A 23,887-nucleotide genomic window follows, 5' to 3' on the forward strand; every position below is an offset into this window, starting at 1 on the left:
GGCGGCGGGCCGGGCGGCGCGGGCAGCGCCGCCCTTCACGGCTTTAGCCCTTGATGTCCACGCCGTAGAAGACGTGGCGGCTGAAGGGCGACAGCTTGAAGTCGATCACCTCCTTGCGCATCGGCTTCAGCTGCACCGCATGCGCGATGGTGAACCAGGGGGCCTGCTCCTTGAACACGACCTGGGCCTGTTCGTAGAGCTTGGTGCGCTCGGCCTGATCGGTCAGCATCTTGGCCTTGACCACAACGTCGTCGAAGGTCTTGTCGCACCATTTGGCGACGTTGCCGCCATTGTTCTTGGCGGCGTCGCAGCCGAGCAGCGTGTGCAGGAAGTTGTCCGGATCGCCGTTGTCGCCGGTCCAGCCGAGCATCCCGGTCTGGTGCTCGCCCGCCTGCATGCGCTTGCGGTACTCGCCCCACTCGTAGGACTTGATCTCGGCCTTGATGCCGACCTTGGCGAGATCGGCCTGCATCAGCTCGGCGATACGCCTTGCATTGGGGTTGTAGGGGCGCTGCACCGGCATCGCCCAGAGATCGGTCTCGAACCCGTTCGGGAAGCCGGCCTCGGCGAGGAGCTTCCTCGCCGCCTCCGGATCGTAGGGATCATCCTTCACCGCCGTGTTGTAGGACCATATCGAGGGCGGGATCGGGTTCACCGCCGCGATGCCGGTCGAGAGATAGACCGCCTCGATGATGGCCTTCTTGTTGATGGCCATGTTGAAGGCCTTGCGCACGCGCACGTCGTCGAAGGGCTTCTTGGTCGTGTTGTAGGCGAGATAGCCGATGTTGAGGCCCGGCTGCTCCAGCACCTGAATCGCCGGATCCTTGCGCATGGCATCGAGGTCGGCCGGGTTCGGATAGGGCATCAGGTGGCATTCGCCCTTCTGCAGCTTCGCCCAGCGGACGGACGCATCCGGCGTGATTGCGAACACGAGGTCGTCGATCTTGGCCTTTCCACCCCAGTATTCGGGGAAGGCCTTGTAGCGGATGATCGCGTCCTTCTGGTACTGCACGAGGTAGAACGGCCCGGTTCCGATCGGGACCTGGTCGATCTTCTCCGGGGTGCCGGCCTTCAGCATGGCATCGGCGTATTCCTTCGACTGGATCCCTGCGTAGGACATGGCGAGGTCGGCGAGGAACGGCGCCTCGGGCCGGTTGAGCGTGATGCGGACGGTGTGATCGTCGAGCCTCTCCACCGACTTCAGCAGCTTCGCCAGCCCCATGTCGTTGAAGTAGGAGTGGTTCGAGCTGGTGACCTTGTAGAAGGGATGATCCTCCTTCCACTGCCGCTCGATGGCGAACACGACGTCGTCGGCGTTGAAGTCGCGGGTCGGCTTGAAGGCGCGGTTGGCATTGTGCCATTTCACGCCCTTGCGCAGGTGGAAGGTGTAGGCCGTGCCGTCCGGCGAGATCTCCCAGCTCTCGGCCAGGCCCGGCACCACCTTGGTGCCGCCGCGTTCGAACTCGACCAGATTGTTGTAGACCTGGGCGGTCGCGTCGAAGGTCGTGCCCGTGGTGTTGATCGCCGGATAGAAATTCTCCGGCGAGCCTTCCGAGCAATAGACCAGGGTCTTGGCCTGAAGGGGGGCGGCCAGGACGGCCGCGCCGGCGACGGCGGCGAGCAGGATGGTTGTCTTCACGGGTTCGGCCTCGTGCCTTCGATCGACCTTAGGTAGAGCGGCGATCTGAAGCAGGCAAACCGTGCGCCCGGATTTCGGCTCCCTCCGCCGCGGTCCGGATCCGGTCCGCCCGGGCCGGGGCCCGCGGACTGCCCTGGGCGTTAACCGTCCCGGCGCTAGGTTCCGCCCGGCTTCACACGATTCGCATCCGCCCATGCCCGCACAGACGTCCCGCGCCCGCCCCGTGGAGGAAATGACCGCCGCGCAAGCCCGGGAGGCGCACGAATCCCTCTCGGCGGAGATCGCCGAGCACGATCGGCGCTACCACGGCGAAGACGCGCCCATCATCTCGGACGCCGAATACGACGCCCTGCGGCGTCGCCTAGAGGCGATCGAGGAGCGCTTCCCCGAGCTTGCCGGCACCGGCGCGGCCTCCGTGAGCGTCGGCGCCAAGGCCTCCGACAAGTTCGCCAAGGTGCGCCACGCCGTGCCGATGCTCTCGCTCGGCAACGCCTTCGCGGAGGAGGAGATCACCGAGTTCGTCGAGCGCGTGCGCCGCTTCCTCGGCCTGCCGGCCTCCGAGCCCCTCGCCTTCACGGCCGAGCCGAAGATCGACGGGCTCTCGCTGTCGCTGCGCTACGAGGGCGGGCGCCTCGTCACCGCCGCGACCCGCGGCGACGGCGAGGTGGGCGAGGACGTCACCGCCAACGTGCGCACCATCCGGGAGATCCCGCACGAACTCGCCGGAGACGACGTGCCTGAGATCTGCGAGGTGCGCGGCGAGGTCTATCTCTCGCATGCGGATTTCGCCGCCATCAACGCGCGCCAAGAGGAGGCGGGCAGGCCCCTCTTCGCCAATCCGCGCAATGCCGCGGCCGGGTCGCTCCGCCAGCTCGATCCGGGCATCACCGCCTCGCGCCCGCTGCGTTTCTTCGCCTATGCGGCAGGCGAGATGTCCTCCTGGCCGGCCGAGACCCAGAGCGGGCTGATCGGGGCCTTCCGGCGGTTCGGCCTGCCGGTGAATCCGCGCACGAAGCGCTGCACCAGCGTCGCCGAGATGCTGGCGCATTACCGCGCCATCGAGACCGAGCGGGCGGAGCTCGGCTACGACATCGACGGCGTCGTCTACAAGGTGGACGAGTTCGCGCTGCAGCGCCGGCTCGGCTTCGTCGCCCGCGCCCCGCGCTGGGCCCTCGCCCACAAGTTCCCGGCCCAGCGCGCCGTCACGGTGATCGAGGCGATCGAGATCAATGTCGGGCGCACGGGCTCGCTCAACCCGCTCGCGCGCCTCAAGCCGGTCACGGTGGGGGGCGTCGTGGTGTCCAACGCGACGCTCCACAACGAGGATTACATCCGCGGCATCGACGCGGACGGGAACACGATCCGCAGCGGCATCAACATCTGGGACGGGTTCCGGCTGCGCGAGGACGTCGACCTGCGGCAGGGCTCGGACGTGCGGGTCGGCGACACCGTGGTGGTGCTGCGCGCAGGGGACGTGATCCCGAAGGTCGCCGACGTGGTGCTGGAGCGCCGCCCGGCCGATGCGGTGCCGTATGCCTTCCCGGAGACCTGCCCGGCCTGCGGCAGCCATGCGGTGCGCGCCTACAATCCCCGCACCGGCAAGCTCGATTCCGTGCGCCGCTGCACCGGCGGCCTGATCTGCCCGGCGCAGGGGCAGGAGCGGCTCAGGCACTTCGTCTCGCGCAACGCCTTCGACATCGAGGGGTTCGGCGAGACCTACATCGCCACCCTGTTCGAGGCCGGGCTCGTGCGCCAGCCCGCCGACCTGTTTCGGCTGGATTTCGAGCCCCTGAAGGCGGCCATCGTGGCGCGGCGCCAGGCGCTCTCCGCCGAGCGGGCGCTCGCGGCCGGCAAGACGCCGGAGGCCAAGAAGGCCAAGCCCAAGGCGAACGAGGAGGACAAGGCGATCCACAACCTCCTCGCCGCCGTCGAGGCGCGCCGGACGATCCCGCTCAACCGGTTCATCTTCGCGCTCGGCATCGAGCAGGTCGGCGAGGCGACCGCCAAGGCGCTGGCCAAGCATTTTCCCGATATGCCCGCCCTGATGGAGGGCGTGCGGGCGGCCGCCGCCTGCCGGCCGGGGCCGGACTGGATCGAGCTTGCGAGCCTGCCGCGGGTCGGTCCGACCACGCGCGAGCGGCTCCTCGCCGCGGCCGAGGCCGGCGAGACCGACCTCCTCGCCGATGGCGCGGTGACGCGGCTCACCTCCGCCCAGAAGGAGGCGCTGCTCGCCGCCTACGGTGATCGGGATGGCCTGCGCAACGCGGTGGAGCGGGCGCTCCGCCAGAAGCCCGGCGACGCCTACCGCCACCTCGCGGATGACAGCGAGATCGGGGCGGTGACGACGGCCTCCCTGATCGAGTTCTTCTCGGAGGCCCACAACGTCGAGGCGGTGGAGGCCCTGCTGCGCGAGGTCCGGACGGAACGGGCCGGTACGCCCGCCGCTGCCGCCGTGTTCAGCGGGCAGACGGTGGTGTTCACGGGCTCGCTCGAACGCATGACCCGCAGCGAGGCCAAGGCGACGGCCGAGCGCCTTGGTGCGAAGGTCTCGGGCTCGGTCTCCGCCAAGACCGACCTCGTCGTCGCGGGGCCGGGCGCCGGCTCGAAGCTGAAGGACGCCGAGAAGCACGGCGTGCGCGTCATCTCCGAGGCGGAATGGCTGGCGATGGTGGAGGCCGCCTGAAAAGCGGCGGATTTCGCCGCCAAGCGCCCCCGATGCGAACGCTCGCGATCGATTTCGAAACGGCGAATGAGCGCCGGGACAGCGCCTGCGCGGTCGGCCTCGCCTGGATCGAGGACGGGCGCGTGGTGCGCCGCGAAGCCCGCCTGATCCGCCCGGCCGAGATGCGCTTCTCGCCCTTCAACGTCCGCGTCCACGGCATCCGCCCGGAGGACGTGGCGGATGCGCCGGATTTTGCCGCCGCGATGGCGCCCTTCCTGCCCGAGATCGCGGGCGCGCTGGTGCTCGCCCACAATGCGAGCTTCGACATCGGCGTGCTCGCCGCGGCGCTCGCGGCCTGCGGGTTGCCGCAGCCGGACTACACGTCGCTGTGCACGCTCCAGCTCGCCCGGCGGCAATGGCCCGGTCAGGAGCGCTACCGGCTTCCGGCCCTGGCCGCGCGGCTCGGCATCGCCTTCCGCCACCACGATGCCGGGGAGGATGCCTTCGTCTGCGCGGAAGTGGCGCTCGCCGCCATGCGCGAGGCGGGAGCGCCGGACGTCGCGACGCTCGCCCATGCGTCGGGCCTCGCCCGGCGGCGCGGCGGGCTGCCCCTCGGTGCCTGATCCGGTTTCCGGTTGATTCCTTCCGAGACGAGTCTGCGCGGGGAACCCCTCTCCCGAGCGGGAGAGGGGCAGGGGGTGAGGGTCCCGGACCCTTCAGAATAAAACTGAGACGGTAGTGCTGGCAGCGGGCCGGTTCCGTCTTCTTACTGAACCACCTGGGCCCTCACGCGCGATCTTCGATCGCCTACCCCTCTCCCGCACGGGAGAGGGGATCCCGCGGTTCCCGCGCCTCTTGTCTCGGAACAGATCAACCAGACGCCTATGATCCGGCCGGCAGCCAGGCCGTTTCCTCTCCGGGGAGGGATGGTCTAGGGTCGCGCCCCATTTCGACGAGTCGCGCTCCATGACGCCCAGCACCACCTTCGCCGGCCGCACCCTCGCTCTGTTCGGCCTCGGCGGCTCGGGCCTCGCCACCGCGCTGAGCCTCCAGGCGGGCGGCGCCCGGGTCGTCGCCTGCGACGACAATCCGGAGCGCATGGCGGCGGCCGAGGCTGAGGGCGTCGCTACCGCCGATCTGCGGGGAGCCGACTGGGCGGAATTCGCGGCGCTCCTCCTCGCCCCCGGCGTGCCCTTCACCCATCCGGAGCCGCACTGGACGGTCAAGCGCGCGGCGAGCGCGGGCGTGCCGGTGATCGGCGACATCGAGCTGTTCTGCCGCGAGCGCGCCACCACGGCCCCGGACGCCCCCTTCGTCGCCATCACGGGCACCAACGGCAAGTCGACCACCACGGCGCTCATCGCCCATGTCCTGCGGGAGACCGGCCACGACGTGCAGATGGGCGGCAATATCGGCACGGCGATCCTGTCGCTCGCGCCGCCCGCCCCCGGCCGCGTCCACGTGATCGAGATGTCGTCCTTTCAGATCGACCTCACGCCGACGCTGAAGCCGAGCGTCGGCGTGCTCCTCAACATCACGCCCGACCACCTCGACCGCCACGGGGACATGGCCAACTACGCGGGCATCAAGGAGCGGCTGATCGCGAGTTCCGACCACGCGGTGATCGGGGTCGACGACGACTACACCCGGGCGATCGCGGCGCGGCATGCCGGGCCGCTTACGCGGGTGCATGTGGGCGAAACCGCGCCCGGGCCCGGCATCCTCGCCCGCCACGGCGTCCTGATCGACGGCTGCACCGAACCGCCCTCCCCGGTCGCGGATCTCACCGGCATCCCTTCCTTACGCGGATCGCACAACTGGCAGAATGCCGGGATCGCCTATGCGGTGGCGCGCGCGCTCGGGGTGGCGCCGGACGCCTTCGCGCAGGCCCTGCGCAGCTTCCCCGGCCTGCCCCACCGGATGGAGGAGGTGGGGCGGCGCGGCTCCGTGCTCTTCATCAACGACTCGAAGGCGACCAACGCCGATTCGACCGAGAAGGCGCTGGCGGCCTTCCCGCGCGTGCACTGGATCCTCGGCGGCAAGCCGAAGGAGGGCGGCATCGCGAGCCTCGCCCCCTATTTCCCGCGCATCGCCCACGCCTACCTGATCGGCGCCGCGAGCGACGCCTTCGCGGCGACGCTGGAGGGGCACGCGCCCGTCAGCCGCTGCGGCACGCTGGAAGCGGCCGTGGCGCAGGCGGCCGAGGATGCGGCGCATGAGCCGGAGGCGGTGGTCCTGCTCTCGCCGGCCTGCGCGTCCTACGATCAGTTCCGCAGCTTCGAGGATCGCGGCGACCAGTTCCGGGCGATGGTGCGGGCCCTGCCGGGGCTGGTGCCGACGGGCGGGTGAGGCCCTCCGGTTCCGTCCCTCGGCCGATCGGCGTATGGTTGGGGCCTGCTCTGCGTCGCGTACGCGCCTCCCGCCCCCTCCTGCCATCGTCGTGGCGCAATCCTGGCCTGCAAGGAGCCATGCTGAATCACCCCCATCTCCTGCCGGCCGGCGGGGCTCCGATCCAGGTCCCGGTGCACCGTGCGCCCCGCAAGATCATCAGCTGGAACCTGCTGCGGCGGAGCGGGGCGACGGTGGAGGCCGTAGCGGCGCTGATCGAGCACGAGAAGCCCGACCTGCTGCTGATGCAGGAGGCGACGGTCGAGATCACCGACCTGCAGGAGCGCGTGGGCGGGCATTATGCCTGGGCGCCCCTGCCGCGGCGCATCCACGGGCTGGCGATGTGGAGCCCGACGCCCTGGCTTAGCACCCCGCGGGTGATCCCGATCCCGTCCGGCGCCCTGGTCGACCGCGTCTGCCAGGTGCTCGATTGCGGCACCTACGGGGTTGCCAACGTCCACCTCTCGCACGGGCAGATGCTCAACCGGCGCCAGCTGCGACGCATCGAGCAGCACCTGCCGGTGCGCGCCGCCGTCCTCGGGGACTACAATCTCGTCGGGCCGGCCCTGCTGCCGGGCTTCCGGGATGTGGGGCCGCGTCATCCGACCCACGCGATGGTGGAGATCGTTCCCCTGCGCCTCGACCGCTGCCTCGTGCGCGGCCTGATCTGCCGGCACACGGCGGTGCTGCCGCGGGGCGCCTCGGACCACCGGCCGATCGTGGTGCATCTGGAGCCCTCATCTCTGCCCCTCAGCCGCCCCGGGATCGCGCATCTGCGCGACCGCGTCGACCTCAGAGGTATGGCAGCAGCAATCGCACGCCGGCGTCGCGCAGGCGCACCGGCATCCCCCTTGCCTTAAGCGCCTCGCGGGTGAGCTGCGTCTCCATCTTGGCCGCGAGCAGCCGGTCCAGCTGCGCCGCGAAGGCCGGATCGTAGAGTTCGACGTTCAGCTCGAAATTGAGCCGGAAGCTGCGCGTGTCCCAGTTGGCGCTGCCGACGAAGCACCACACGTCGTCGACGACCATCAGCTTCGAATGGTCGAAGGGCGGCCGGTCGAGCCAGATCCGCACCCCCGACTTGAGCAGCGGCCCCACATGCGCGCGGGTCGCCCAGTCGACGAGCCGGTGGTTGCTCGCCTGCGGGATGACGACGTCGACCGCGATCCCGCGCATCGCCGCGAGCGCGAGCGAGGTGAGCAGGATCTCGCTCGGCAGGAAATAGGGCGTGGCGAGCCGGATCGAGCGCCGGGCGGTGGCGAGCGCGGCCAGCACCACGAATTCGATCTTCTCGATATCGGCATCGGGCCCCGAGGTGACGACCCGGGCCGGAATGGCGCCCGCCGGCGGAATCGCCGGGAACCATGCCGGCCCGTCGAGATCCTCGCCCATCACGAAGGCCCAGTCGCGGGCGAAGGCCTGGGTGAGCTGACCGACCACCGGCCCGTCGAGGCGGAAATGCGTGTCGCGCACGGGCTCGGGCGGGTTCTGCGACACCCGGTTCTCGTCCCCGATATTGACGCCCCCGACGAAGCCGATCCGCCCATCCACCACGAGCAGCTTCTTGTGCGTGCGCAGGTTCAGGAAGGGCATGCGCCAGGGCACGGCGGAATGCATGAACAGGCCCGCCGGGATGCCCTCGGCCCGCAGGCGCCGGTAGATCGCCGGGGAGAAATAGCCGCTGCCGATGCCGTCGACGAGTACGCAGATCGCGGTGCCCCGGGCCTTGGCGGCGGCGAGCGCCCGCACGAAGGCCTCCCCGCTCGCATCGTCGCGCATGATGTAGCTCGACAGGCCGATGCTGTGCTGCGCGGTCCCGATCGCCTCCAGCATCGCCGGATAGGCCTCGTCGCCGTGGCGCAGCAGCGCCACGCGGTTGCCGCCGGTGAGCGGCAGCCCGGTCAGCTCGTCGCCGGCCCGTTCGAGGGGCAGGAAGGGCTCGGGCACCCGGACGGGATCGGCCTGCGGCACGCCGGGCTTGCGCACCGGCAGCACGGGCAGGCGGCGCGCCCGGCGCATCACCCGGTTGATGCCGAACAGCGCGTAGAGGGCGCTGCCGGCGAGCGGCGAGAGCCAGGCCAGCCCGATCCAGCCGATGGCCGCCCCGACCTCCCGCTTGTTGAGGAGGGCGTGCAGGGTGACCGCGAAGGCCAGGGCGAAGCCGAGGAGCGCCAGCCCCTCCACCCGGACCGCGCTGAGCAATCCGAACCACGCGGTGACCAGCTCTTGCACCCGAGACAACCCGCACGACGCCGACGCCCCTCAGCGCATAGGGGATGCCTGCCTGAGATTCCACTGCCAGGTCCGATGGAGCGGCGAGGCGCGCCTGCGCCGGGGAGCCCGACGCCTCCCCGGCCGACGAACCCGGCCGCACCTATTTCTCGTAGGCGATGCGGTAGATCGCACCCGCCGTGTCGTCCGAGACGAGGAGCGAGCCGTCCGGCAGGGTCGCGACATCGACCGGCCGCCCGAGATACTCGCCGCTCTCCGTCAGCCAGCCCTCTGCGAAGGGCTCAGGTCTGCCGGCGGTGCCGTCCTTGGTGATGGGCACGAACATCACCCGGGCGCCGATCGGCGTGGTGCGGTTCCACGAGCCGTGCTCGGCCGTGAACACCCCGCCCCGGTACTTCTCGGGAAACATCTTGCCCCGGTAGACGATCATGCCGAGATCGGCCGCGTGCGGCGCCAGTTCGGCCTTCGGCGGCACCACGTCGGGCGGCACGGTGTCGTTCTTGTACTCGACGGTGCGCACCGCCCCGCCACCGTACCAGGGGAAGCCGAAATTCTGGCCCGGCTTCGTGGCCTGGTTCAGCTCGCCCGGCGGCTGGTCGTCGCCCATCCCGTCCACTTGGTTGTCGGTGAACCACAGCGTCTTGTCGGGCGCGAAATCCATGCCGACGGAATTGCGGATGCCGGTGGCGAACACCTCGCGGTTCTTGCCGTCGGCGTCCATGCGGATGATGCCGCCGATGCCGGTCCTGGCGTAGAGCTCGGCCTTCTCCTTCGGGGGCACGTTGTAGGGCTGGCCGAGCGCGATGTAGAGCTTGCCGTCGGGTCCGATCCGGCAGACCCGGGCCGTGTGGTTGTAGCTCTCCTCCGAGACCGGGATCAGCTCGCCCTGCTTGACCACCACGCTCGCCGCGACGTCCGGCCCCTCGTAGAAGAACTCGGCGGCCGGGAAGGCCAGCACCCGGTTCTGCTCCACCACGGTCAGCACCCCGTCGCGCGAGAAGCACACGCCGTTCGGGATCTTGAAGTCGATGGCGGGCGCGAAGACCTTCACCTCGTCGGCCACCCGGTCCTTCGCCCGGTCGGTGACGGTGTAGACCTTGGATTTGCGGGTGCCCACGAAGACCACGCCGGCATTCGGGCCGACCGCCATGGCGCGGGCATCGGGCACGATGGCGTAGAGGCTGATCTTGAAGCCCTCGGGCAGCTTGATCTTCTGCAGGGTGCGGTTGATGGCGTCGGCGCGCCGGCCGGTCTGGGGGATCGGCGGCGGCTCGGCCACGCCGGTCGTCCTGAAGCCCTGCAGCTTCTCCAGGTTGTCGACCTTGGCCTTGGTGTCGCCGGCCTCCTGCGCTGCGGCCAAGCTCGCGAGCGACACGCTCGCGGCGAGCGTGGCGCCCGCGGTGAGCGCCGCGATCAGACCCGATCTCATCGTCTCCTCCCGGGATCTGCGGCCGATTGGGTCGGACGCGCTTGGTTTACGCCCGAAGTATGGGCCGCCGAGGCGGCACGGCAAGCGCTCGGCCGCGCATTCATGGAGCCGTGAGCGGCGGCGGCAGCATCCGGTCGAAGGCGGTCGCCTCCTCGTAGGCCGCGGCGACGGAGAGGAGCGCGGCCTCGCCCCGGTGCGGGGCGATGAGCTGGAGGCCCATGGGCAGGCCGCCCTGGTTGCGGCCGGCCGGGAGGCTGATCGCCGGGCAGCCCGCCATCGTCGCCGGAATCGTGACCTCCATCCAGCGGTGATAGGTGTCCATGTCCCGCCCCGCGATGCGGCGCGGCCACGCCTCCTCGATCGGGAAGGGGAAGACCTGGGCGGCCGGCAGCGCCAGCAGATCGACCGTCTCGAACAGGCGGAGCACCTGCGCGTACCAGCGGCTGCGCATGGCGCTCGCCTCCAGGATGGCGAAGGCATCGAGCTTGAGCCCCTCCTCCACCTCCCAGGCGGCCTCGGGCTTCAGCGCCGCGCGGGTCTGCGGATCGCGCCAGAGGGGCGCCTGCGCCCCGCCCGCGAGCCAAGCCCGCAGCACCCGCCACGCCTGCCAGACCTCCTCCGGATCGAGGCCGAGCGCCAGCGGCTCCACCCGGGCGCCGCGCGCCTCGAGCACGGCGAGGCCCTGCTCGCAGAGGTCGAGGACGCCAGGCTCCGTCGCGAGATGCCCGCCGCAATCGCCGAGCCAGCCGACGCGCAGACCGGGCAGGTCGCGGGGCTGCGGGCGCGCAAAGGGCGCGGGATCCTCCTGGATCGCCTGCGGCAGGCGCGGATCGGGACCCGCCATCACCGAGAGCAGCAGGCCGAGATCGGCGGTGCAGCGGGCCATCGGGCCCGCCACGGTGAGGTCCGGCAGGAAGACCTCGTCGGTGCGCAGGGGAACCCGCCCGGGCGAGGGGCGCAGGCCCAGGACACCGTTCCAGGCCGCGGGGTTGCGCAGCGAGCCGGCATGGTCGCTGCCATCGGCGAGCGGCAGCATGCGCAGCGCCAGGGCGACGGCGGCGCCCCCGCTCGACCCGCCCGCGCTGCGGCCCGGATCATAGGCATTGCGGGTCGGGCCGAAGACCGGGTTGACCGTGTGGGAGCCGAGCCCGAATTCCGGGACGTTGGTCTTGCCGATCAGGATCGCCCCCGCCTGCCGCAGGCGCGCCACGTAGGGCGCATCCGCCTCCGGCATCCGGCTGCGGAAGACGGGCGAGCCCTGGGTCCAGGGCATGCCCTGCGCCGGCGAGGTATCCTTCACCGCGTGGGGAAGGCCGTGGAGCGGGCCGCGCCAGCGCCCGGCGGCGAGATCGCGGTCGGCGGCCTCGGCCTCCGCCAGCAGCAGCTCGGGATCGCGCAGGGAGACGATCGCGGTGACGGCGGGGTTGAACCGCGCGATCTGGTCGAGATGGGCCTGCATCACCTCGCGGGCCGAGACGGCCCGGCTGCGGATCGCCTGCGCGAGGTCGGTGGCATGCAGGGTGACGAGATCGGACGGAAGAGTCATGACGGAATCCTGGGCGGGGCGGCCGAACGGAGCACGGGCGGCCCGACCCCGCAAGAGCGACCGCCCGACGCTGCGCCCGGCCGCCCACCAGTGTAGACTGCCCGCGGAACGGCCGCCCGCCAGAGGCGCCGCCCAGAGGAAATGCCGGCCCGAGCGATGGGCCGCCCGGAGGTGACGATGACCCCGATCGCCCGCGAGTCTCCCCTGCCGGGCGCCGCGAACGCGCCTGCCCTCTGGGAGAGCGTTCCGCTCGACTGCCTGGCCTCGGCCCTGTTCGTGATCCTGGCGGGCGCCCTGTCGCTTGCCGGATTCATGCCCTGACCCGTCCGGATTCCGGCCGCGAAAAAGCTCCGCCGCCTGTCCGATGCTGCCGCAACGGATTCGCAACGCGGCCCGCGGCATGATCCCTGCCTTGGACCCTGTGCGATCTGATGGTGCAGGAGGACGACGCGATGCTGATGGCCCTTCTCGGCCGCCTCGCCGAGGCGTGGCACACCGTTCTTGCCTCGGTGACCGACCCGTACCGGCCCGAGCTCCACTATATGCGGGGTCCCGGCCCGCGCTGGCGCGAGCGACACCGAAAGGACTGATCCGGTTTCGGTTGATCCGTTCGGAGACAAGAGGGCGCGGGAACCCCTCTCCCGTGCGGGAGAGGGGTTCCCGCGCGTGGACTCGTCTCGGAACAGATCAACCGGAAGCCGTATGAACCTTCAAGGCAGCGGACGGTCGCCGGGAGCGCACTCGCCGCGCCAGCGGCCGGTCTGCAGCTCGGTCAGGGTCATGTTCTTGCCGCCGAGCCGCAGAGCGATGCGCCCCTCGAACCCCTCCGGCGCGAGCCGGTAGATCGCCGAGCCCTGCCCCGCATTGCGTCCCTCGCACTGGATCGCAAAGTGAACGGCCTCGCCCTCCTGGCGCAGGCCGGTCGCGGGGCAGTGGGCGAACGGCGTGTTGTCGCTCAATACCGGAAAGCCTTGCGCCGGCAGGCCCGCGAGGCACAGGCGCACGATCTTGCGGGCTCCGGCCTCGTCGAGATGCGGCAGGTCGAGGCGGACCTCCACCTCGTAGGCGCCCGGGCGCAGGCGCACCGGCTCCGGCCCGCCGGCCGCGAGCACCGCGCTCACCAATCCCAGCCATCGCATCATCGGGCCGCCTCCCTGTCGATCGCCGCAAGCTGGCGCGTCCCGCGCCGCGGGGCATCCGGTTTCTTGCGCTCGCATCCGGCGCGAATTCGAGCGCAAGAGCCGGGATGCGGACCGGGCCGGACCGCGCAAGAGTGGCGGCACCGGCGGGCTCCAAGCCCCATCTCCGTCACAGGATGACAGCCATGAAGCTTCCCGACCCCGATCCCCCGGTGATGCGCCCCGACGAGGCCGCCTGCCGGGCCGCGCTCGCCCGACGCGATCCGGCCGCCGACGGCACCTTCGTCTACGCGGTGCGGACGACCGGCGTGTATTGCCGCCCGAGCTGCCCGGCCCGCACGGCGCGCCCCGAGAACGTGTCCTTCTACGCGACCTGCGCGGAGGCGGAGGCGGCGGGCTTCCGTCCCTGCCGCCGCTGCCGCCCCAACGAGCCGGGGCTCGCCGCGCGGCAGGCCGAGGCGGTGGCCCGCGCCTGCCGGCTGATCGAGGAGGCGGAGACGCCGCCCTCCCTCGATGCGCTCTCCCGCACGGAGGGCCTGAGCCCCTATCACTTCCACCGCATCTTCAAGAGGATCACCGGCGTGACTCCCAAAGCCTATGCGGCCGCGCGGCGCGCGGCGCGGCTCGAATCCGGCCTGCTGCGCGACGCCGGCACCGTGACGGAGGCGATCTTCGAGGCCGGCTACGGCACGTCGAGCCGCTTCTACGCCGCGGCGGCGGCGCGCCTCGGCATGACCCCGACCGCCTATCGCCGGGGCGGCGCCGGCACGGCGATCCGCTTTGCCGTGGCCGCCTGCTCCCTCGGGGCCGTCCTGGTCGCGGCGACCCAGAAGGGCGTCTGCGCGATCATGCTCGGCGACGACCCGGAGGCGCTGGTGCGCGATCTTCAGGACCGCTTTCCCCGGGCCGAGCTGACCGGGGGCGACGCGGAATTCGAGACCGTCGTCGCGCAGGTGGTGGGCCTCGTCGAGGCGCCGGGGACGGCCCGTTTCGACCTCCCGCTCGACATCAACGGCACCGCCTTCCAGCAGCGGGTCTGGCAGGCGCTGCGGGCGATCCCGCCGGGCCGGACCGCCACCTACACGCAGATCGCGCAGGCCATCGGCGAGCCGAAGGCCGTGCGGGCGGTGGCCCAGGCCTGCGGCGCCAACCCGCTCGCCGTCGCGATCCCCTGCCACCGGGTGGTGCGCCACGACGGGGCGCTCTCCGGCTATCGCTGGGGCGTGGCCCGCAAGCGGGATCTTCTGGCCCGCGAGAGCACGACTACGCGCGACGAGGCCCAGGGCGACCTCGCCCTGGACGGCAAGTGATGAGCGCCGATCCCGTCGAAGCCCTCGACTGGCCGCGGATCCTCGCGGAGCTCGACGCCCATGGCTGCGCCGCTTCCGGCCCGCTCCTCGATCCGGCGGCCTGCGCACGGCTGCGGGCGCTCTATGCCGACGAGGCCCGGTTCCGCAGCCGGATCGTGATGGCCCGGCACGGCTTCGGGCAGGGCTAGTACAAATATTACGCCTATCCGCTGCCCGAGCCCCTCGGCGCCCTGCGCTCGGCCCTCTATGCCCGGCTCGCCCCGCTGGCGGAAAGGTGGAACGCCGCGCTGGGCTCGCCCGTGCGCTACCCGCCCGGCCATGCGGAGTTCCTCGCACGCTGCCACGCGGCCGGTCAGCGGCGCCCGACGCCGCTCCTCCTGCGGTATGGTCCGGGCGACTACAATTGCCTGCACCAGGATCTCTACGGCGAGCACGTCTTCCCGCTCCAGGTGGCGATCCTGCTCTCGGCGCCGGGCCGCGACTTCACGGGCGGGGAGTTCGTGCTCACCGAGCAGCGCCCGCGGCGGCAGTCGCGCGTCGAGGTGGTGCCGCTCTCGCAGGGCGAGGCGGCCATCTTCGCGGTCCACCATCGCCCCGTGCGGGGAACCCGCGGGACCTACCGGGTCGCGATGCGGCACGGGGTCAGCCGGGTGCGCACGGGCGAGCGCTATACGACCGGCCTCATCTTCCACGACGCGGCGTGAGATCGCCATCGGACCAGCACCTCAGCATGAGGGCCGGTGAGGGTGCCCCGGGAGGGCGCGATCATAACATGGCCGCCACTACCTCCGCTTGGGCGCCGGCGGCGGGGCCCGCTCCTCACCCCCGCCGCCGAGGGACCCCTTGATGGCGAAGGCGAGGAGCGGGCCCGCCACATCCACGAGCTCGGCCTTGGTGAGGCCGGCCTTCGGGTCGTAGGTGCCGACGAGCATCACCACCTTGCCGTCGTTCTTGGCGAGGTCGGGAGCGTTGGGCCCCTCCCCCGCCACGGCGAGCGGCTTGCCGGAGATCGTCTCGCCCTTCGGGTCGTTGGTGAAGAGCACGGTCAGCTTGCCGTCCTTGGCGACGCCGATGTAGCAGATCTCCGTCTCGCTCCGGCAGGGGAAGAGCAGGCCCGCGGCGGCGTCCGGCGGCGGGGCAGCCTCCTTCGGGGGCGGGGGCGGTGCCTTCGGCCGCGGCTGGGCCGCCGCCGGGGCGGCAAGGGCGACGAGGATGGTCACGGCGAGCGTTGGGCGCAGCATCACGGTCGGTGTCCTCCCTGCTGCCCCCGAGAGTGGCGCGAAACCTCGTCCCGTCAAGCTGTGCCCCGCCCGAGAATCCGCCGGACGGTCCGGCAAGCGCCCGGCGGACCATCAGCTCTCGATCGATCGTCCGCCCGGATGGAGAACCGACCTCCGGGTCTCCCGGATGGAGCCTGCCGTCAGGGCAGCGTCACGACGATCGGTGCGCCCTCCTCCTCGCCGTCGAACATGACGAGGACGCGCAGGCCCGACGGCGTCGTATCCAGCGGGAGGATCGCCTCCGGCTTTTGCTTGGGGGAGACACCCGCAAGGGCTCCGAGATCGCCCAGGCTGCGGATGGCCTCGTCGCTCTCACCGTCCCATTCGTAGATGGAGGACGGCCCCGGCTCGTCGCCGACGGGGCCGACCAGGACCAGGATCTTCGTCCCGTGCACCGCGAGGTCGCGGACGCCCCGGCGTTCGCCGACCGGCAGCCGGAACAGCCGGGAGGGCTTCGCCGGCGCCTCTCCGAAGGCACTGCCGAGGTCCACCGCCAGGACCGCGGCGCGCCCGTTGTCGAGCGGCGGGCCGCGGAACCCCGCGTAGAGCCGGTCTCCCCTCACGGCGATCCCCTCGATGGTCACGCCGTCGTTCTCCAGCCGCCGTCCGGCGAAGGGCGCGAGGGCCGGCTCGGCCTCGATGGCCCTGGTGAGCGAAGCCACCGGGGGCACGACCGACCCCTTGCCCTCCGGGGACAGCCTGACGCGCACGATCTGGCTGGCCGCGGCGATCCGCGCCGCGACCATGTCGGCATGCTCCGCCGACTTGAGCTTGCCCTTCTTGTCCCGCGGATGCCCGTGCGATCCGATGACGTAGAAAAGGCCGTCCGCGTAGGCGACGCCCTCGCCGTCGAGCTCGAGCGCTTCACCGCCGAACTCGTTCCTGATCAGCGGGACCTTCTGATCCTTGTCAGTCTTGAGATGATCGGCATGCAGCTCGACGATCTGGGCGGCCTGCAGATTGTCGTCGATGACGAGGCACTTGCGAGCCTGACCGCCGTTCGCCGGAGCGCAGGCGATGCCGCTGACGTCCTTGGACTTCTTGTCCTTGCCGACCAGCTTGCCCTCGACGCGCCAGGTTTCGGCGTCCTTGGCGCCGGCCACCCCCGTGACGGCCGTCAGAGCGCAAAACAGCATCAGCGCCGGCAGACCGTGCCTCTGCATGGTGCCCTCCCAGATTATCGAGCGGCGCCATCTTGCAACGAAACGACCGGCAACACAACGCGCGCCTCTCTGCTTGCGTCAGGATATCCTGAGAACCGAAAAGGCCATCAATGGCGCCATGAAATATCAGGACGATCATTCTCCATATTGCATGGTTACAACTCGAGAACAGAAATTTTCATTCATTGATGACTATACGCCGGCAACACCGAAGGATCGCATCACCATATACTCAACCAACCAAAGAGATTCATGTCGCGGCAATATTGCGGCCCTGAGCCGAATTCCGATCACCGACATGCCCGGCAACCAACTCGCATGCCCGACAACCACCACGGGCGACCGATGGACCGTCGGCTCACAGGAGATAGCCGCGCGAGCGGTGGATCACGCCGTCGGCAGGCGGCCGCCGGGTCTTGTGAGCGTGCCAGCCGAGAAGAGCGAGCCCCAGGATCGCGGCCGGAACGGCGGCAATGAAGAGCAGCAGGAGATCCATCGCAGCGTCCCTCTCGCAAAGCGGCCGCGACGACACGACGGGATTCGAGCCGATCTGTGGCCTGGATGGCGTCCGGTCCGGCTCGTCGGTCCAGGTCCGGCGACGGCACGCGGGCCGGGCGCTCCCGGCGGTGCGGCGGAACGGAACGGCGAGCTTGGCGTTGAGGCTCCATCCCTGCTCCCGCGACCCGGAGGTGTGCGTGCGCGTCCGTCACCTTGTGCTGGCCTTGGGCCTTCTCGTGGCGCTCTGCGGCTGGGCTGCCGCATCGCCGCTGCTTCCGCGCGCCGCGGTCACCGTCGCGCTGGATCAGCCCGCCGCGGTCGAGACCGTGCGCTGGCGGCGTCACCGGCACTGGCGGCATCATCGGCACTGGCGCCATCACCGGCACTGGCGCCGCCACCACTACCACCGGCGCCACTGGCACTACCGCCGTCATTGGCATCATCGGCGGCACTGGCACCGGCGGCACCATTACCGGCGGCACCACGCCCGCCCCCTGCGCTTCAGCCGTCCGGCAGCGACCCGTTCGTGGATTGAGCCCCACCAGGCGGCGGGGCACTGAGCGGCGATGCCCCGGCCGCCGCGCGACTGGCTCGATATCGGATCGGAGCCCAGCACCGGCGGCGCGGCCGGAGCTCCGCCACCGCGGCTCGCCGAGCGGGCGCGCGCGGCCCGGGATCATGTTCGGACCGGCCTCGGCGCGGTGCGTGCGGCGGCGGCGCGGGCCGCGGCGCACCCGGCCGCACGGCGGGCAGCGGCCGGCGCTGCCGCCGCATGGCGGCCGGTGCGGCGCGGCGCGGCGCGGATTCCCTGGGGACGGACGATCGCCGGCACCCTCGCGCTCGCCGCGCTCCTGATCGCCGGCCTCGTCGTCTATGCCCTCGCGACGCTGCCGGTGAATGGCGGCCTCGCGATCGAGCCGACCGCCTCCGCCCTGGTGGTGCGGGCCGAGGGCGGGCAGGCCTTCGCGACCCGCGGCGTCATCAAGGGCGCGAAGCTCAACCCCCGCGAGGTGCCGAAGGTCCTGGCTGAGGCCATCGTCGCCATCGAGGACCGGCGCTTCTACGCGCATCACGGCATCGACCTGCGCGGGCTCGCCCGCGCGGCATTCCGCAATCTCGCGGCGGGCGGCACCCGCGAGGGCGGCAGCACGCTCACCCAGCAGCTCGTGCGGATGAGCTATCTATCGCAGGACCGCACGCTGAAGCGGAAGGTCCAGGAAGCGATCCTCGCCCTCTGGCTCGAATCGCAGCTCCCCAAGGAGGAGATCCTCACCCGCTATCTCAACGCCGCCTATTTCGGGGCGGGCGTCTACGGGGCCGACGCGGCGGCCCAGCGCTATTTCGGCAAGCCGGCCCGCGACCTCAGCTTGAGCGAAGCCGCCATGCTGGCGGGCCTCGTGCGCGCGCCCTCGCAGCTCGCGCCCCACCGCAACCTCGACGGCGCCCGCGGCCGGGCCGCCCAGGTGCTGGAGGCCATGGTGGAGACCGGGGCCATCACGCCCGCCGAGGCCGAGGCCGCCCGCAGGAACCCGGCGGCCGTGCAGGTGCCGACCGACACGCCGGTCGGCACGAACTATTTCGTCGACATGGTCGCCGACCAGGCCAAGGCCCTGATCGGCGCCGGACCGGCCGACGCCTCGCTGCGCACCACCCTCGACCTGACGCTCCAGAACATCGCCGAGAGCGTGCTCGCCCGCCGCCTCGACCAGGACGGGGAGCGGCGCAAGGTCTCCCAGGGAGCGCTCGTCGCCATGGCGACCGACGGGGCGATCCTGGCGATGGTCGGCGGACGCGACTACGCCGAGAGCCAGTTCAACCGGGTGACGCAGGCGCGCCGCCAGCCGGGCTCGATCTTCAAGCTCTTCGTCTACCTGACGGCCCTGAGGAACGGCTACCGGCCCGATTCGGTGATGATGGACCGCCCGACGCAGGTCGGCGAATGGGAGCCGGAGAATTACGGCGGGCGCTACCGGGGCGCCGTCACCCTGCGCTCCGCCTTCGCGCAGTCGATCAACACCGTGGCGGTGCAGCTCGCCGAGGCGGTCGGCATCCCGGCGGTGATCGAGACCGCCAAAGCGCTCGGCGTCCAGTCGGACCTGCCGAACCTGCCGAGCCTCGCCCTCGGCTCCGCCGAGACGACGCTCCTCGAACTCACCCGGGCCTACGCGGCCGTGGCGGCGGGGGCCGAGAGCGTCGAGCCCTATGCCATCCGGCAGATCGCGAGCCGCGATCAGATCCTGTACACGCGGCCCGCCACCGCGCTGCCGCCCGCCCGCGACACTGCGGCCCGGGCCGGGATGCTCGATCTCCTCGCGGCCGTGATGCGGGAGGGCACCGGCAAGGGCGCGCGCGTCGCCGTGCCCGCGGGCGGAAAGACCGGCACCACGCAGGACAACCGCGACGCGTGGTTCATCGGCTTTGCGGGCGATCTCGTGGTCGGGGTCTGGCTCGGCAACGACGACAACGCGCCGATGCAGGGCGTTACCGGCGGCGATCTGCCGGCCGCGATCTGGCGGGACTTCGTCACCCAGGCCCTCGCCGTGCGGGGCCGCGCCGCCAAGGCCCAGGCCGCCAGGCCCGAGCGGCCGCCGCCGCGGTCCGAGATGGCCGCCGCCGATCCCGACGCCGATCAGCGGCCGGGCCGCGGATCGCTGCGCGGCACCCCCTCGGTGATCGACACCGGCACCCTGAACTTGGACGGTCAGACGGTCCGGCTCCTCGGCGTGGAGGGGCTGGCGGGCCGCAACGCCCGCGAGCTCGGCCGCTATCTGCGCCGCCGCGACGTCGCCTGCCTGCCCGCCGAGGGCGGCGCCTATCGCTGCAGCCTCGACGGGCAGGACCTCTCGGAGCTGATCCTGTTCAACGGCGGCGGCCGGGCCGGCGCCGACGCGACGCCGGATCTGCTCGCGGCCGAGGAGCAGGCCCGCTCGAACCGCATCGGGATCTGGCGGCGCTAGAGCCATTTCCGACGAAGCGGCAAACCCAAGCACCGGATCACTGGCATTGTGGCGCCGTTTCGACGAGGTCTCGCTTGGGATCGATTGTACGGAGATCGAAGTTACGCATCAGCGGGACGTAAGTGCCGGTCTCGGAGGTCTTTATGTAGGTCGTGGCCAGAACAGGTCCGCTGGCAAATGGCCCCGCACGGCAGCCCTCAGTGCGGACTTCCAGGTTCACCTCGCCCCTCCCTCCTTGCTCCGCCTTCTGTCGGAACAGGGATGATCTGAAGGCTGTGAGGCGATTCGCATCGGCACTCGTCAATCGATAGGCCGAAATTCTCCGGTCCGCCTTGACGCTACCGACATCGGCGACGGTCGGATCGTTGATCTCCTCAAGGTCGAATTCTTCCGTCTGGTCAGGGCCGTTATTGATCCGGCCGATGAAGCGAAGCACAACGCGACGAGGCAACATGGCTTTCGGCAGCTCCACCGCTGCACGCAATGCTCGTGGATCTGTCACACGGAAGTCGATCGCCGAGAGCTTCAGCATGGACGTGACCGGCACGTACCCGCAAGCCGCCAACGCGGAAATGAGAACGGCCGAAACAGAATGGCGAATAGTGCCCACGGGATTGTTCCGCTGCTTGATTTGGCAGAGAGAGGACGCGAATGAACTCAACGCGCCGCGCTTTGCCTGATTACGCCAGGCCAGCATTAAGGTCATTCCTGAGTTGTTGTCCCGCACGGTCTGCTCCGCTGGGCCAGGGCATGCTTGCCTGCTTTGTCGCCATGCGAGTTCGCGAAGCCCATGATCGCCGCCCGTTACACGTACATTACGGCAGACGCACATTTCCCTTTTGTAAGACGGGACACTCGGGCTCTCCGAGAGGTGCCCGACGGACTTGAGGGCATCGATCCATCGGATGTCCGGACGGAGATTCGGTGTCGGACAAACCCCAGCCGGCCAGGAACCCCCTCCTGCCAGGGCGCATTGACCCGCACACCCGACTGGGAGGGGCCGGCATGGCGCAGCAGATCCCGATTTCCCCCGAGGCGCGGGCCGACGGCCCGGCCGGTCCGGACGGCACCCACGCCATCGCGCCGGACGTCGCCTATCAGCGCCTCACCCTCGTGAACGTGATCTTCGTCGGGCCGCCCGGGGCCGGCGACCGCGGCTGGGTGCTGATCGATGCGGGCATCCTGGGTTCCCGGACCGCGATCGAGCGGGCGGCGACCGCCCGGTTCGGCGAGGGCGCGCGGCCCTCCGCGATCCTGCTGACCCACGGCCATTTCGATCATGTCGGGGTGCTGGAGGATCTTGCGATGGCCTGGGATGCGCCGGTCTGGGCGCACCCGCTGGAGAAGCCCTATCTCGACGGCAGCGCCTCCTATCCGCGGCCGGATCCGCGGGTGGGCGGCGGGCTGTTCTCCCTGATCTCGCCGCTCTTCCCGACGAAGCCCGTCGATGTCGGCGAGCGCCTGCACCTGCTGCCGCAGGACGGCAGCGTGCCGCCCCTGCCGGGCTGGCGCTGGCTGCACACGCCCGGCCATTCGGTCGGCCATGTCTCCTTCTGGCGGCCGGTCGACCGGCTGCTGGTGGCGGGCGATGCCTTCGTCACCACGGCGCAGGAATCCGTCTATGCGGTCGCGCTGCAGGAGCCGGAGCTGCACGGGCCGCCCCGCTACCTGACGCTCGACTGGGAGGCGGCGCACGGTTCCGTCGAGGCGCTGGCGCGGCTGCGGCCCGAGACCGCCATCACCGGGCACGGGCGCCCGCTCAGGGGGCCCGGCCTGCGGGAGGGGCTCGACGCGCTGGCGCGCGATTTCGTCATCGTGGCGGTGCCCCGCGACGGCCGCTACGTGGAGACGCCCGCGCGGGCCGAGGACGGATCGGCCTATCGGCGCGCCTGAGGCTGCGGCGCAGGGGGATCGGCCACGCGGTCGATCCCGGGCCCTTTCCCGGTGGCGGCTGGCCCAGAGACGGTCTCCCAGCGGAGCATTCGGAGACCGTGGTCTCGCCCGGCCTCCCGTCGCCCGCTCTCCCTGTCCCGGGCGCATGCAGCGTCAGCGGAATGCGACCCGGGACCCAGCACAAGGAGCCGCGAAGCGACCGCTTTGCAGCGCCGTTGCCGGAATATTGAGCCGCTGCGCGGCGAGTCCTCATGCTGGTTTCCGGATCTCCTTCCGCTGACGCTGCAGTCGTGCAGGCCCGAACGGGCCCGGAAAGAGGGAGCGGGGGGGGGCGGAGACCCTGTGATCCGGTCTGCGAAGGATCCGTTCGGATTTGTCGGATGTCTGGACGGAGAACCGGGCTACCCCTCTCCCGGACCTCCGCTCGCGAGCCACACGGCGAGGAGCCGGCCGACATCCTCGGCGGCCGCGGCAGCGACGCGCTTCGTCTCGGCGTGGTGCGGCGCGCCGCCGTCGAAGCCCGCGGCGTAGTTGGTCACGATCGACAGGGCGGCGACCCGCAGGCCGAAGAACCGCGCCAGGATCACCTCCGGCACCGTCGACATGCCGACGAGATCGGCCCCGAGCCGGCCCGCCATGCGGATCTCCGCCGGCGTCTCGAAGCTCGGGCCCAAGAACCACGCATAGACGCCCTCGTGGAGCACGAGGTCAGCCGCCGCGGCGGCCCCGTGCAGGCTTTTCCGCAGACCGGGATCATAGGCGTCGACCATCGGCACGAAGCGCGCCTCCGAGTGTTCGCCGATGAGCGGGTTGAGCCCCGACAGGTTGAGGTGGTCGGTGATGAGCGCAAGTCGGCCGGGGCCGGCTTCGTGGCGCAGGGAGCCCGCCGCGTTGGTGAGGAGGAGCGGCGGTGCGCCGAGGGCCGCCAGGACACCGAGGGGAACCCGCATGGCCGCGGCATCGCCCTGCTCGTAAGCGTGCGCCCGGCCCTGGAACAGCAGCACGGGCCGGCCGCCGAGATCGCCCGCCACCAGCTGCCCGGCATGACCCGAGACCCCCGAGACCGGGAAGTGCGGGATCTCCGCGTAGGGCAGGATCCGGGGCGCCTCGATGCGCGCCGCAAGCGGCCCGAGGCCGGTGCCGGCCACGACGGCGAGCGCGAAGGGGCCGCCGAAGCCGCCCGCCCGCAGGCGCGCCACGGCTTGCCCGACGCGCGGATCCGCGGCGGCCCCGGCTGCGCTCGGGTCCGCACCTCGGCTCATGCGCCGACCCCGAGATTGTCGGGGCCGAACGACACCGGCAGCAACGCATCGAGGGTAAAGCTGCGGCGTAAGCCCTCGGGCCCCGCCACGTGGACCGGTGCATCCGGAGCGGCGAATTCGCGGATGCGCTGGCGGCAGGCGCCGCAGGGCGTGACCAGCGCCTCGCCGTCGCCGAGGACGAGGATGGCGGCGATGCGCCGTCCTCCGCCCGCCACCATGGCGGCGATGGCGCCCGCCTCCGCGCAGGTGCCGACCGGGTAGGCCGCGTTCTCGACGTTGCAGCCGGCATGGACGGCGCCCGTCTCGTCCAGCACCGCCGCCCCCACGCGGAAGCCCGAATAGGGCGCGTGGGCGCGGGCCTGCACGGCCAGGGCGGCGGAGAACAGGGCGTCGATCGGGCTCATGCGGTCCGGCACGGTCGGCATACGGCCCGATGATTGCCCGGGACCGGGGCGGGCTGTCGAGCCCCCGGCCCGTCGTCGCGCCGCAATC

Annotated in this window: 21 protein-coding genes and 1 pseudogene; 11 read left to right on the top strand and 11 right to left on the bottom strand. The window is 71.2% G+C overall.

Annotated features, from left to right (window positions below; all coding sequences use genetic code 11):
• Positions 1-43: 43 nt before the first annotated feature.
• Entirely contained in the window at positions 44-1,639 is a 1,596-nt protein-coding gene (locus MNOD_RS02415; protein WP_015927242.1) for an ABC transporter substrate-binding protein, read from the bottom strand.
• Positions 1,640-1,832: 193 nt separating this feature from the next.
• Here MNOD_RS02415 and ligA point away from each other — a divergent pair, with 193 nt between their 5' ends.
• The 4 genes from ligA to MNOD_RS02435 all read left to right on the top strand — a co-directional run bounded on the left by ligA (position 1,833) and on the right by MNOD_RS02435 (position 7,549).
• Positions 1,833-4,322, top strand: a complete 2,490-nt coding sequence (ligA, locus tag MNOD_RS02420) for an NAD-dependent DNA ligase LigA (protein WP_015927243.1) — start codon at positions 1,833-1,835, stop codon at positions 4,320-4,322.
• A 32-nt stretch (positions 4,323-4,354) separates the two neighbouring features.
• Entirely contained in the window at positions 4,355-4,924 is a 570-nt protein-coding gene (locus MNOD_RS02425) for a 3'-5' exonuclease (RefSeq protein ID WP_015927244.1), read from the top strand.
• 343 nt (positions 4,925-5,267) lie between these two features.
• Positions 5,268-6,650, top strand: a complete 1,383-nt coding sequence (murD, locus tag MNOD_RS02430; protein WP_015927245.1) for a UDP-N-acetylmuramoyl-L-alanine--D-glutamate ligase — start codon at positions 5,268-5,270, stop codon at positions 6,648-6,650.
• Between the two features lie 119 nt (positions 6,651-6,769).
• Complete coding sequence (locus MNOD_RS02435) at positions 6,770-7,549, top strand: endonuclease/exonuclease/phosphatase family protein (RefSeq protein WP_015927246.1); 780 nt, start codon at positions 6,770-6,772, stop codon at positions 7,547-7,549.
• Here the strand turns inward: MNOD_RS02435 and MNOD_RS02440 are convergent.
• From MNOD_RS02440 to MNOD_RS02450, 3 genes are all read right to left on the bottom strand, one after another.
• Entirely contained in the window at positions 7,482-8,918 is a 1,437-nt protein-coding gene (locus tag MNOD_RS02440) for a phospholipase D-like domain-containing protein (RefSeq protein ID WP_015927247.1), read from the bottom strand. The two genes, MNOD_RS02435 and MNOD_RS02440, sit on opposite strands and share 68 nt — an antisense overlap.
• 142 nt (positions 8,919-9,060) lie before the next feature.
• Positions 9,061-10,347, bottom strand: a complete 1,287-nt coding sequence (locus tag MNOD_RS02445; protein ID WP_015927248.1) for a PQQ-dependent sugar dehydrogenase — start codon at positions 10,345-10,347, stop codon at positions 9,061-9,063.
• Between the two features lie 100 nt (positions 10,348-10,447).
• A complete protein-coding gene (locus MNOD_RS02450) occupies positions 10,448-11,893 on the bottom strand; it encodes an amidase (protein ID WP_015927249.1) in 1,446 nt (481 codons plus the stop codon).
• Between the two features lie 177 nt (positions 11,894-12,070).
• Between MNOD_RS02450 and MNOD_RS47875 the strand changes: the two genes are divergently transcribed.
• Together MNOD_RS47875 and MNOD_RS45950 are read left to right on the top strand one after the other, a co-directional pair.
• The gene (locus tag MNOD_RS47875; RefSeq protein ID WP_015927250.1) at positions 12,071-12,214 is read left to right on the top strand and encodes a hypothetical protein; all 144 of its coding nucleotides are present in this window, start codon (positions 12,071-12,073) and stop codon (positions 12,212-12,214) included.
• Between the two features lie 110 nt (positions 12,215-12,324).
• The gene (locus tag MNOD_RS45950; protein WP_015927251.1) at positions 12,325-12,483 is read left to right on the top strand and encodes a hypothetical protein; all 159 of its coding nucleotides are present in this window, start codon (positions 12,325-12,327) and stop codon (positions 12,481-12,483) included.
• Between the two features lie 120 nt (positions 12,484-12,603).
• Here the strand turns inward: MNOD_RS45950 and MNOD_RS02455 are convergent, their stop codons facing one another.
• Positions 12,604-13,035, bottom strand: coding sequence for a DUF3617 domain-containing protein (locus MNOD_RS02455; protein WP_015927252.1), 432 nt, complete (start codon positions 13,033-13,035; stop codon positions 12,604-12,606).
• 182 nt (positions 13,036-13,217) lie between these two features.
• On the opposite strand from MNOD_RS02455, the gene ada reads away from it, so the two are divergent.
• Both ada and MNOD_RS02465 read left to right on the top strand, forming a co-directional pair.
• On the top strand, positions 13,218-14,342 hold the full coding sequence (gene ada, locus MNOD_RS02460) for a bifunctional DNA-binding transcriptional regulator/O6-methylguanine-DNA methyltransferase Ada (RefSeq protein WP_015927253.1): 1,125 nt from the start codon (positions 13,218-13,220) through the stop codon (positions 14,340-14,342).
• Positions 14,342-15,046, top strand: a pseudogene (locus MNOD_RS02465) (2OG-Fe(II) oxygenase). The gene ada and the pseudogene MNOD_RS02465 overlap by 1 nt, the downstream one beginning before the upstream one ends.
• 78 nt (positions 15,047-15,124) lie before the next feature.
• Here MNOD_RS02465 and MNOD_RS02470 read toward each other — a convergent pair.
• The 3 genes from MNOD_RS02470 to MNOD_RS45955 all read right to left on the bottom strand — a co-directional run bounded on the left by MNOD_RS02470 (position 15,125) and on the right by MNOD_RS45955 (position 17,281).
• Complete coding sequence (locus MNOD_RS02470; protein ID WP_043747877.1) at positions 15,125-15,583, bottom strand: hypothetical protein; 459 nt, start codon at positions 15,581-15,583, stop codon at positions 15,125-15,127.
• Between the two features lie 179 nt (positions 15,584-15,762).
• Positions 15,763-16,785: a DUF3616 domain-containing protein gene (locus tag MNOD_RS02475; RefSeq protein ID WP_015927255.1), complete on the bottom strand. Its 1,023-nt coding sequence runs from the start codon at positions 16,783-16,785 to the stop codon at positions 15,763-15,765.
• A gap of 358 nt (positions 16,786-17,143) precedes the next feature.
• Positions 17,144-17,281, bottom strand: a complete 138-nt coding sequence (locus MNOD_RS45955) for a hypothetical protein (RefSeq protein ID WP_015927256.1) — start codon at positions 17,279-17,281, stop codon at positions 17,144-17,146.
• Positions 17,282-17,480: 199 nt separating this feature from the next.
• Between MNOD_RS45955 and MNOD_RS02480 the strand changes: the two genes are divergently transcribed.
• Both MNOD_RS02480 and MNOD_RS02485 read left to right on the top strand, forming a co-directional pair.
• Complete coding sequence (locus MNOD_RS02480; protein ID WP_043747884.1) at positions 17,481-17,843, top strand: hypothetical protein; 363 nt, start codon at positions 17,481-17,483, stop codon at positions 17,841-17,843.
• A gap of 6 nt (positions 17,844-17,849) precedes the next feature.
• Positions 17,850-20,240: a PBP1A family penicillin-binding protein gene (locus MNOD_RS02485; protein WP_015927257.1), complete on the top strand. Its 2,391-nt coding sequence runs from the start codon at positions 17,850-17,852 to the stop codon at positions 20,238-20,240.
• Positions 20,241-20,277: 37 nt separating this feature from the next.
• On the opposite strand, the gene MNOD_RS02490 is transcribed toward MNOD_RS02485, so the two are convergent.
• Positions 20,278-20,967, bottom strand: coding sequence for a hypothetical protein (locus MNOD_RS02490; RefSeq protein WP_157091364.1), 690 nt, complete (start codon positions 20,965-20,967; stop codon positions 20,278-20,280).
• Between the two features lie 278 nt (positions 20,968-21,245).
• Between MNOD_RS02490 and MNOD_RS02495 the strand changes: the two genes are divergently transcribed.
• Positions 21,246-22,133, top strand: coding sequence for an MBL fold metallo-hydrolase (locus tag MNOD_RS02495; RefSeq protein ID WP_015927259.1), 888 nt, complete (start codon positions 21,246-21,248; stop codon positions 22,131-22,133).
• 401 nt (positions 22,134-22,534) lie between these two features.
• On the opposite strand, the gene MNOD_RS02500 is transcribed toward MNOD_RS02495, so the two are convergent.
• On the bottom strand, positions 22,535-23,395 hold the full coding sequence (locus tag MNOD_RS02500; protein WP_015927260.1) for a purine-nucleoside phosphorylase: 861 nt from the start codon (positions 23,393-23,395) through the stop codon (positions 22,535-22,537).
• Complete coding sequence (locus MNOD_RS02505; protein WP_043750187.1) at positions 23,392-23,799, bottom strand: cytidine deaminase; 408 nt, start codon at positions 23,797-23,799, stop codon at positions 23,392-23,394. The genes MNOD_RS02500 and MNOD_RS02505 overlap by 4 nt, the downstream gene beginning before the upstream one ends.
• Positions 23,800-23,887 lie beyond the last annotated feature (88 nt).

The organism is Methylobacterium nodulans ORS 2060 (assembly GCF_000022085.1).
In the GTDB taxonomy this organism is placed as follows: domain Bacteria; phylum Pseudomonadota; class Alphaproteobacteria; order Rhizobiales; family Beijerinckiaceae; genus Methylobacterium; species Methylobacterium nodulans.

Excerpts from the sequence above, each read along its gene's own strand:
- MNOD_RS45950 (WP_015927251.1), top strand. The coding sequence starts at position 12,325 with ATGGTGCAGGAGGACGACGCGATGCTGATGGCCCTTCTCGGCCGCCTC.
- MNOD_RS02500 (WP_015927260.1), bottom strand. The coding sequence starts at position 23,395 with ATGAGCCGAGGTGCGGACCCGAGCGCAGCCGGGGCCGCCGCGGATCCG.
- ligA (WP_015927243.1), top strand. The coding sequence starts at position 1,833 with ATGCCCGCACAGACGTCCCGCGCCCGCCCCGTGGAGGAAATGACCGCC.
- MNOD_RS02450 (WP_015927249.1), bottom strand. The coding sequence starts at position 11,893 with ATGACTCTTCCGTCCGATCTCGTCACCCTGCATGCCACCGACCTCGCG.
- MNOD_RS02495 (WP_015927259.1), top strand. The coding sequence starts at position 21,246 with ATGGCGCAGCAGATCCCGATTTCCCCCGAGGCGCGGGCCGACGGCCCG.
- MNOD_RS02470 (WP_043747877.1), bottom strand. The coding sequence starts at position 15,583 with ATGCTGCGCCCAACGCTCGCCGTGACCATCCTCGTCGCCCTTGCCGCC.
- MNOD_RS02505 (WP_043750187.1), bottom strand. The coding sequence starts at position 23,799 with ATGAGCCCGATCGACGCCCTGTTCTCCGCCGCCCTGGCCGTGCAGGCC.
- MNOD_RS02455 (WP_015927252.1), bottom strand. The coding sequence starts at position 13,035 with ATGATGCGATGGCTGGGATTGGTGAGCGCGGTGCTCGCGGCCGGCGGG.
- MNOD_RS45955 (WP_015927256.1), bottom strand. The coding sequence starts at position 17,281 with ATGGATCTCCTGCTGCTCTTCATTGCCGCCGTTCCGGCCGCGATCCTG.
- MNOD_RS02435 (WP_015927246.1), top strand. The coding sequence starts at position 6,770 with ATGCTGAATCACCCCCATCTCCTGCCGGCCGGCGGGGCTCCGATCCAG.
- MNOD_RS02425 (WP_015927244.1), top strand. The coding sequence starts at position 4,355 with ATGCGAACGCTCGCGATCGATTTCGAAACGGCGAATGAGCGCCGGGAC.
- murD (WP_015927245.1), top strand. The coding sequence starts at position 5,268 with ATGACGCCCAGCACCACCTTCGCCGGCCGCACCCTCGCTCTGTTCGGC.
- ada (WP_015927253.1), top strand. The coding sequence starts at position 13,218 with ATGAAGCTTCCCGACCCCGATCCCCCGGTGATGCGCCCCGACGAGGCC.
- MNOD_RS47875 (WP_015927250.1), top strand. The coding sequence starts at position 12,071 with ATGACCCCGATCGCCCGCGAGTCTCCCCTGCCGGGCGCCGCGAACGCG.
- MNOD_RS02475 (WP_015927255.1), bottom strand. The coding sequence starts at position 16,785 with ATGCAGAGGCACGGTCTGCCGGCGCTGATGCTGTTTTGCGCTCTGACG.
- MNOD_RS02485 (WP_015927257.1), top strand. The coding sequence starts at position 17,850 with ATGCCCCGGCCGCCGCGCGACTGGCTCGATATCGGATCGGAGCCCAGC.
- MNOD_RS02445 (WP_015927248.1), bottom strand. The coding sequence starts at position 10,347 with ATGAGATCGGGTCTGATCGCGGCGCTCACCGCGGGCGCCACGCTCGCC.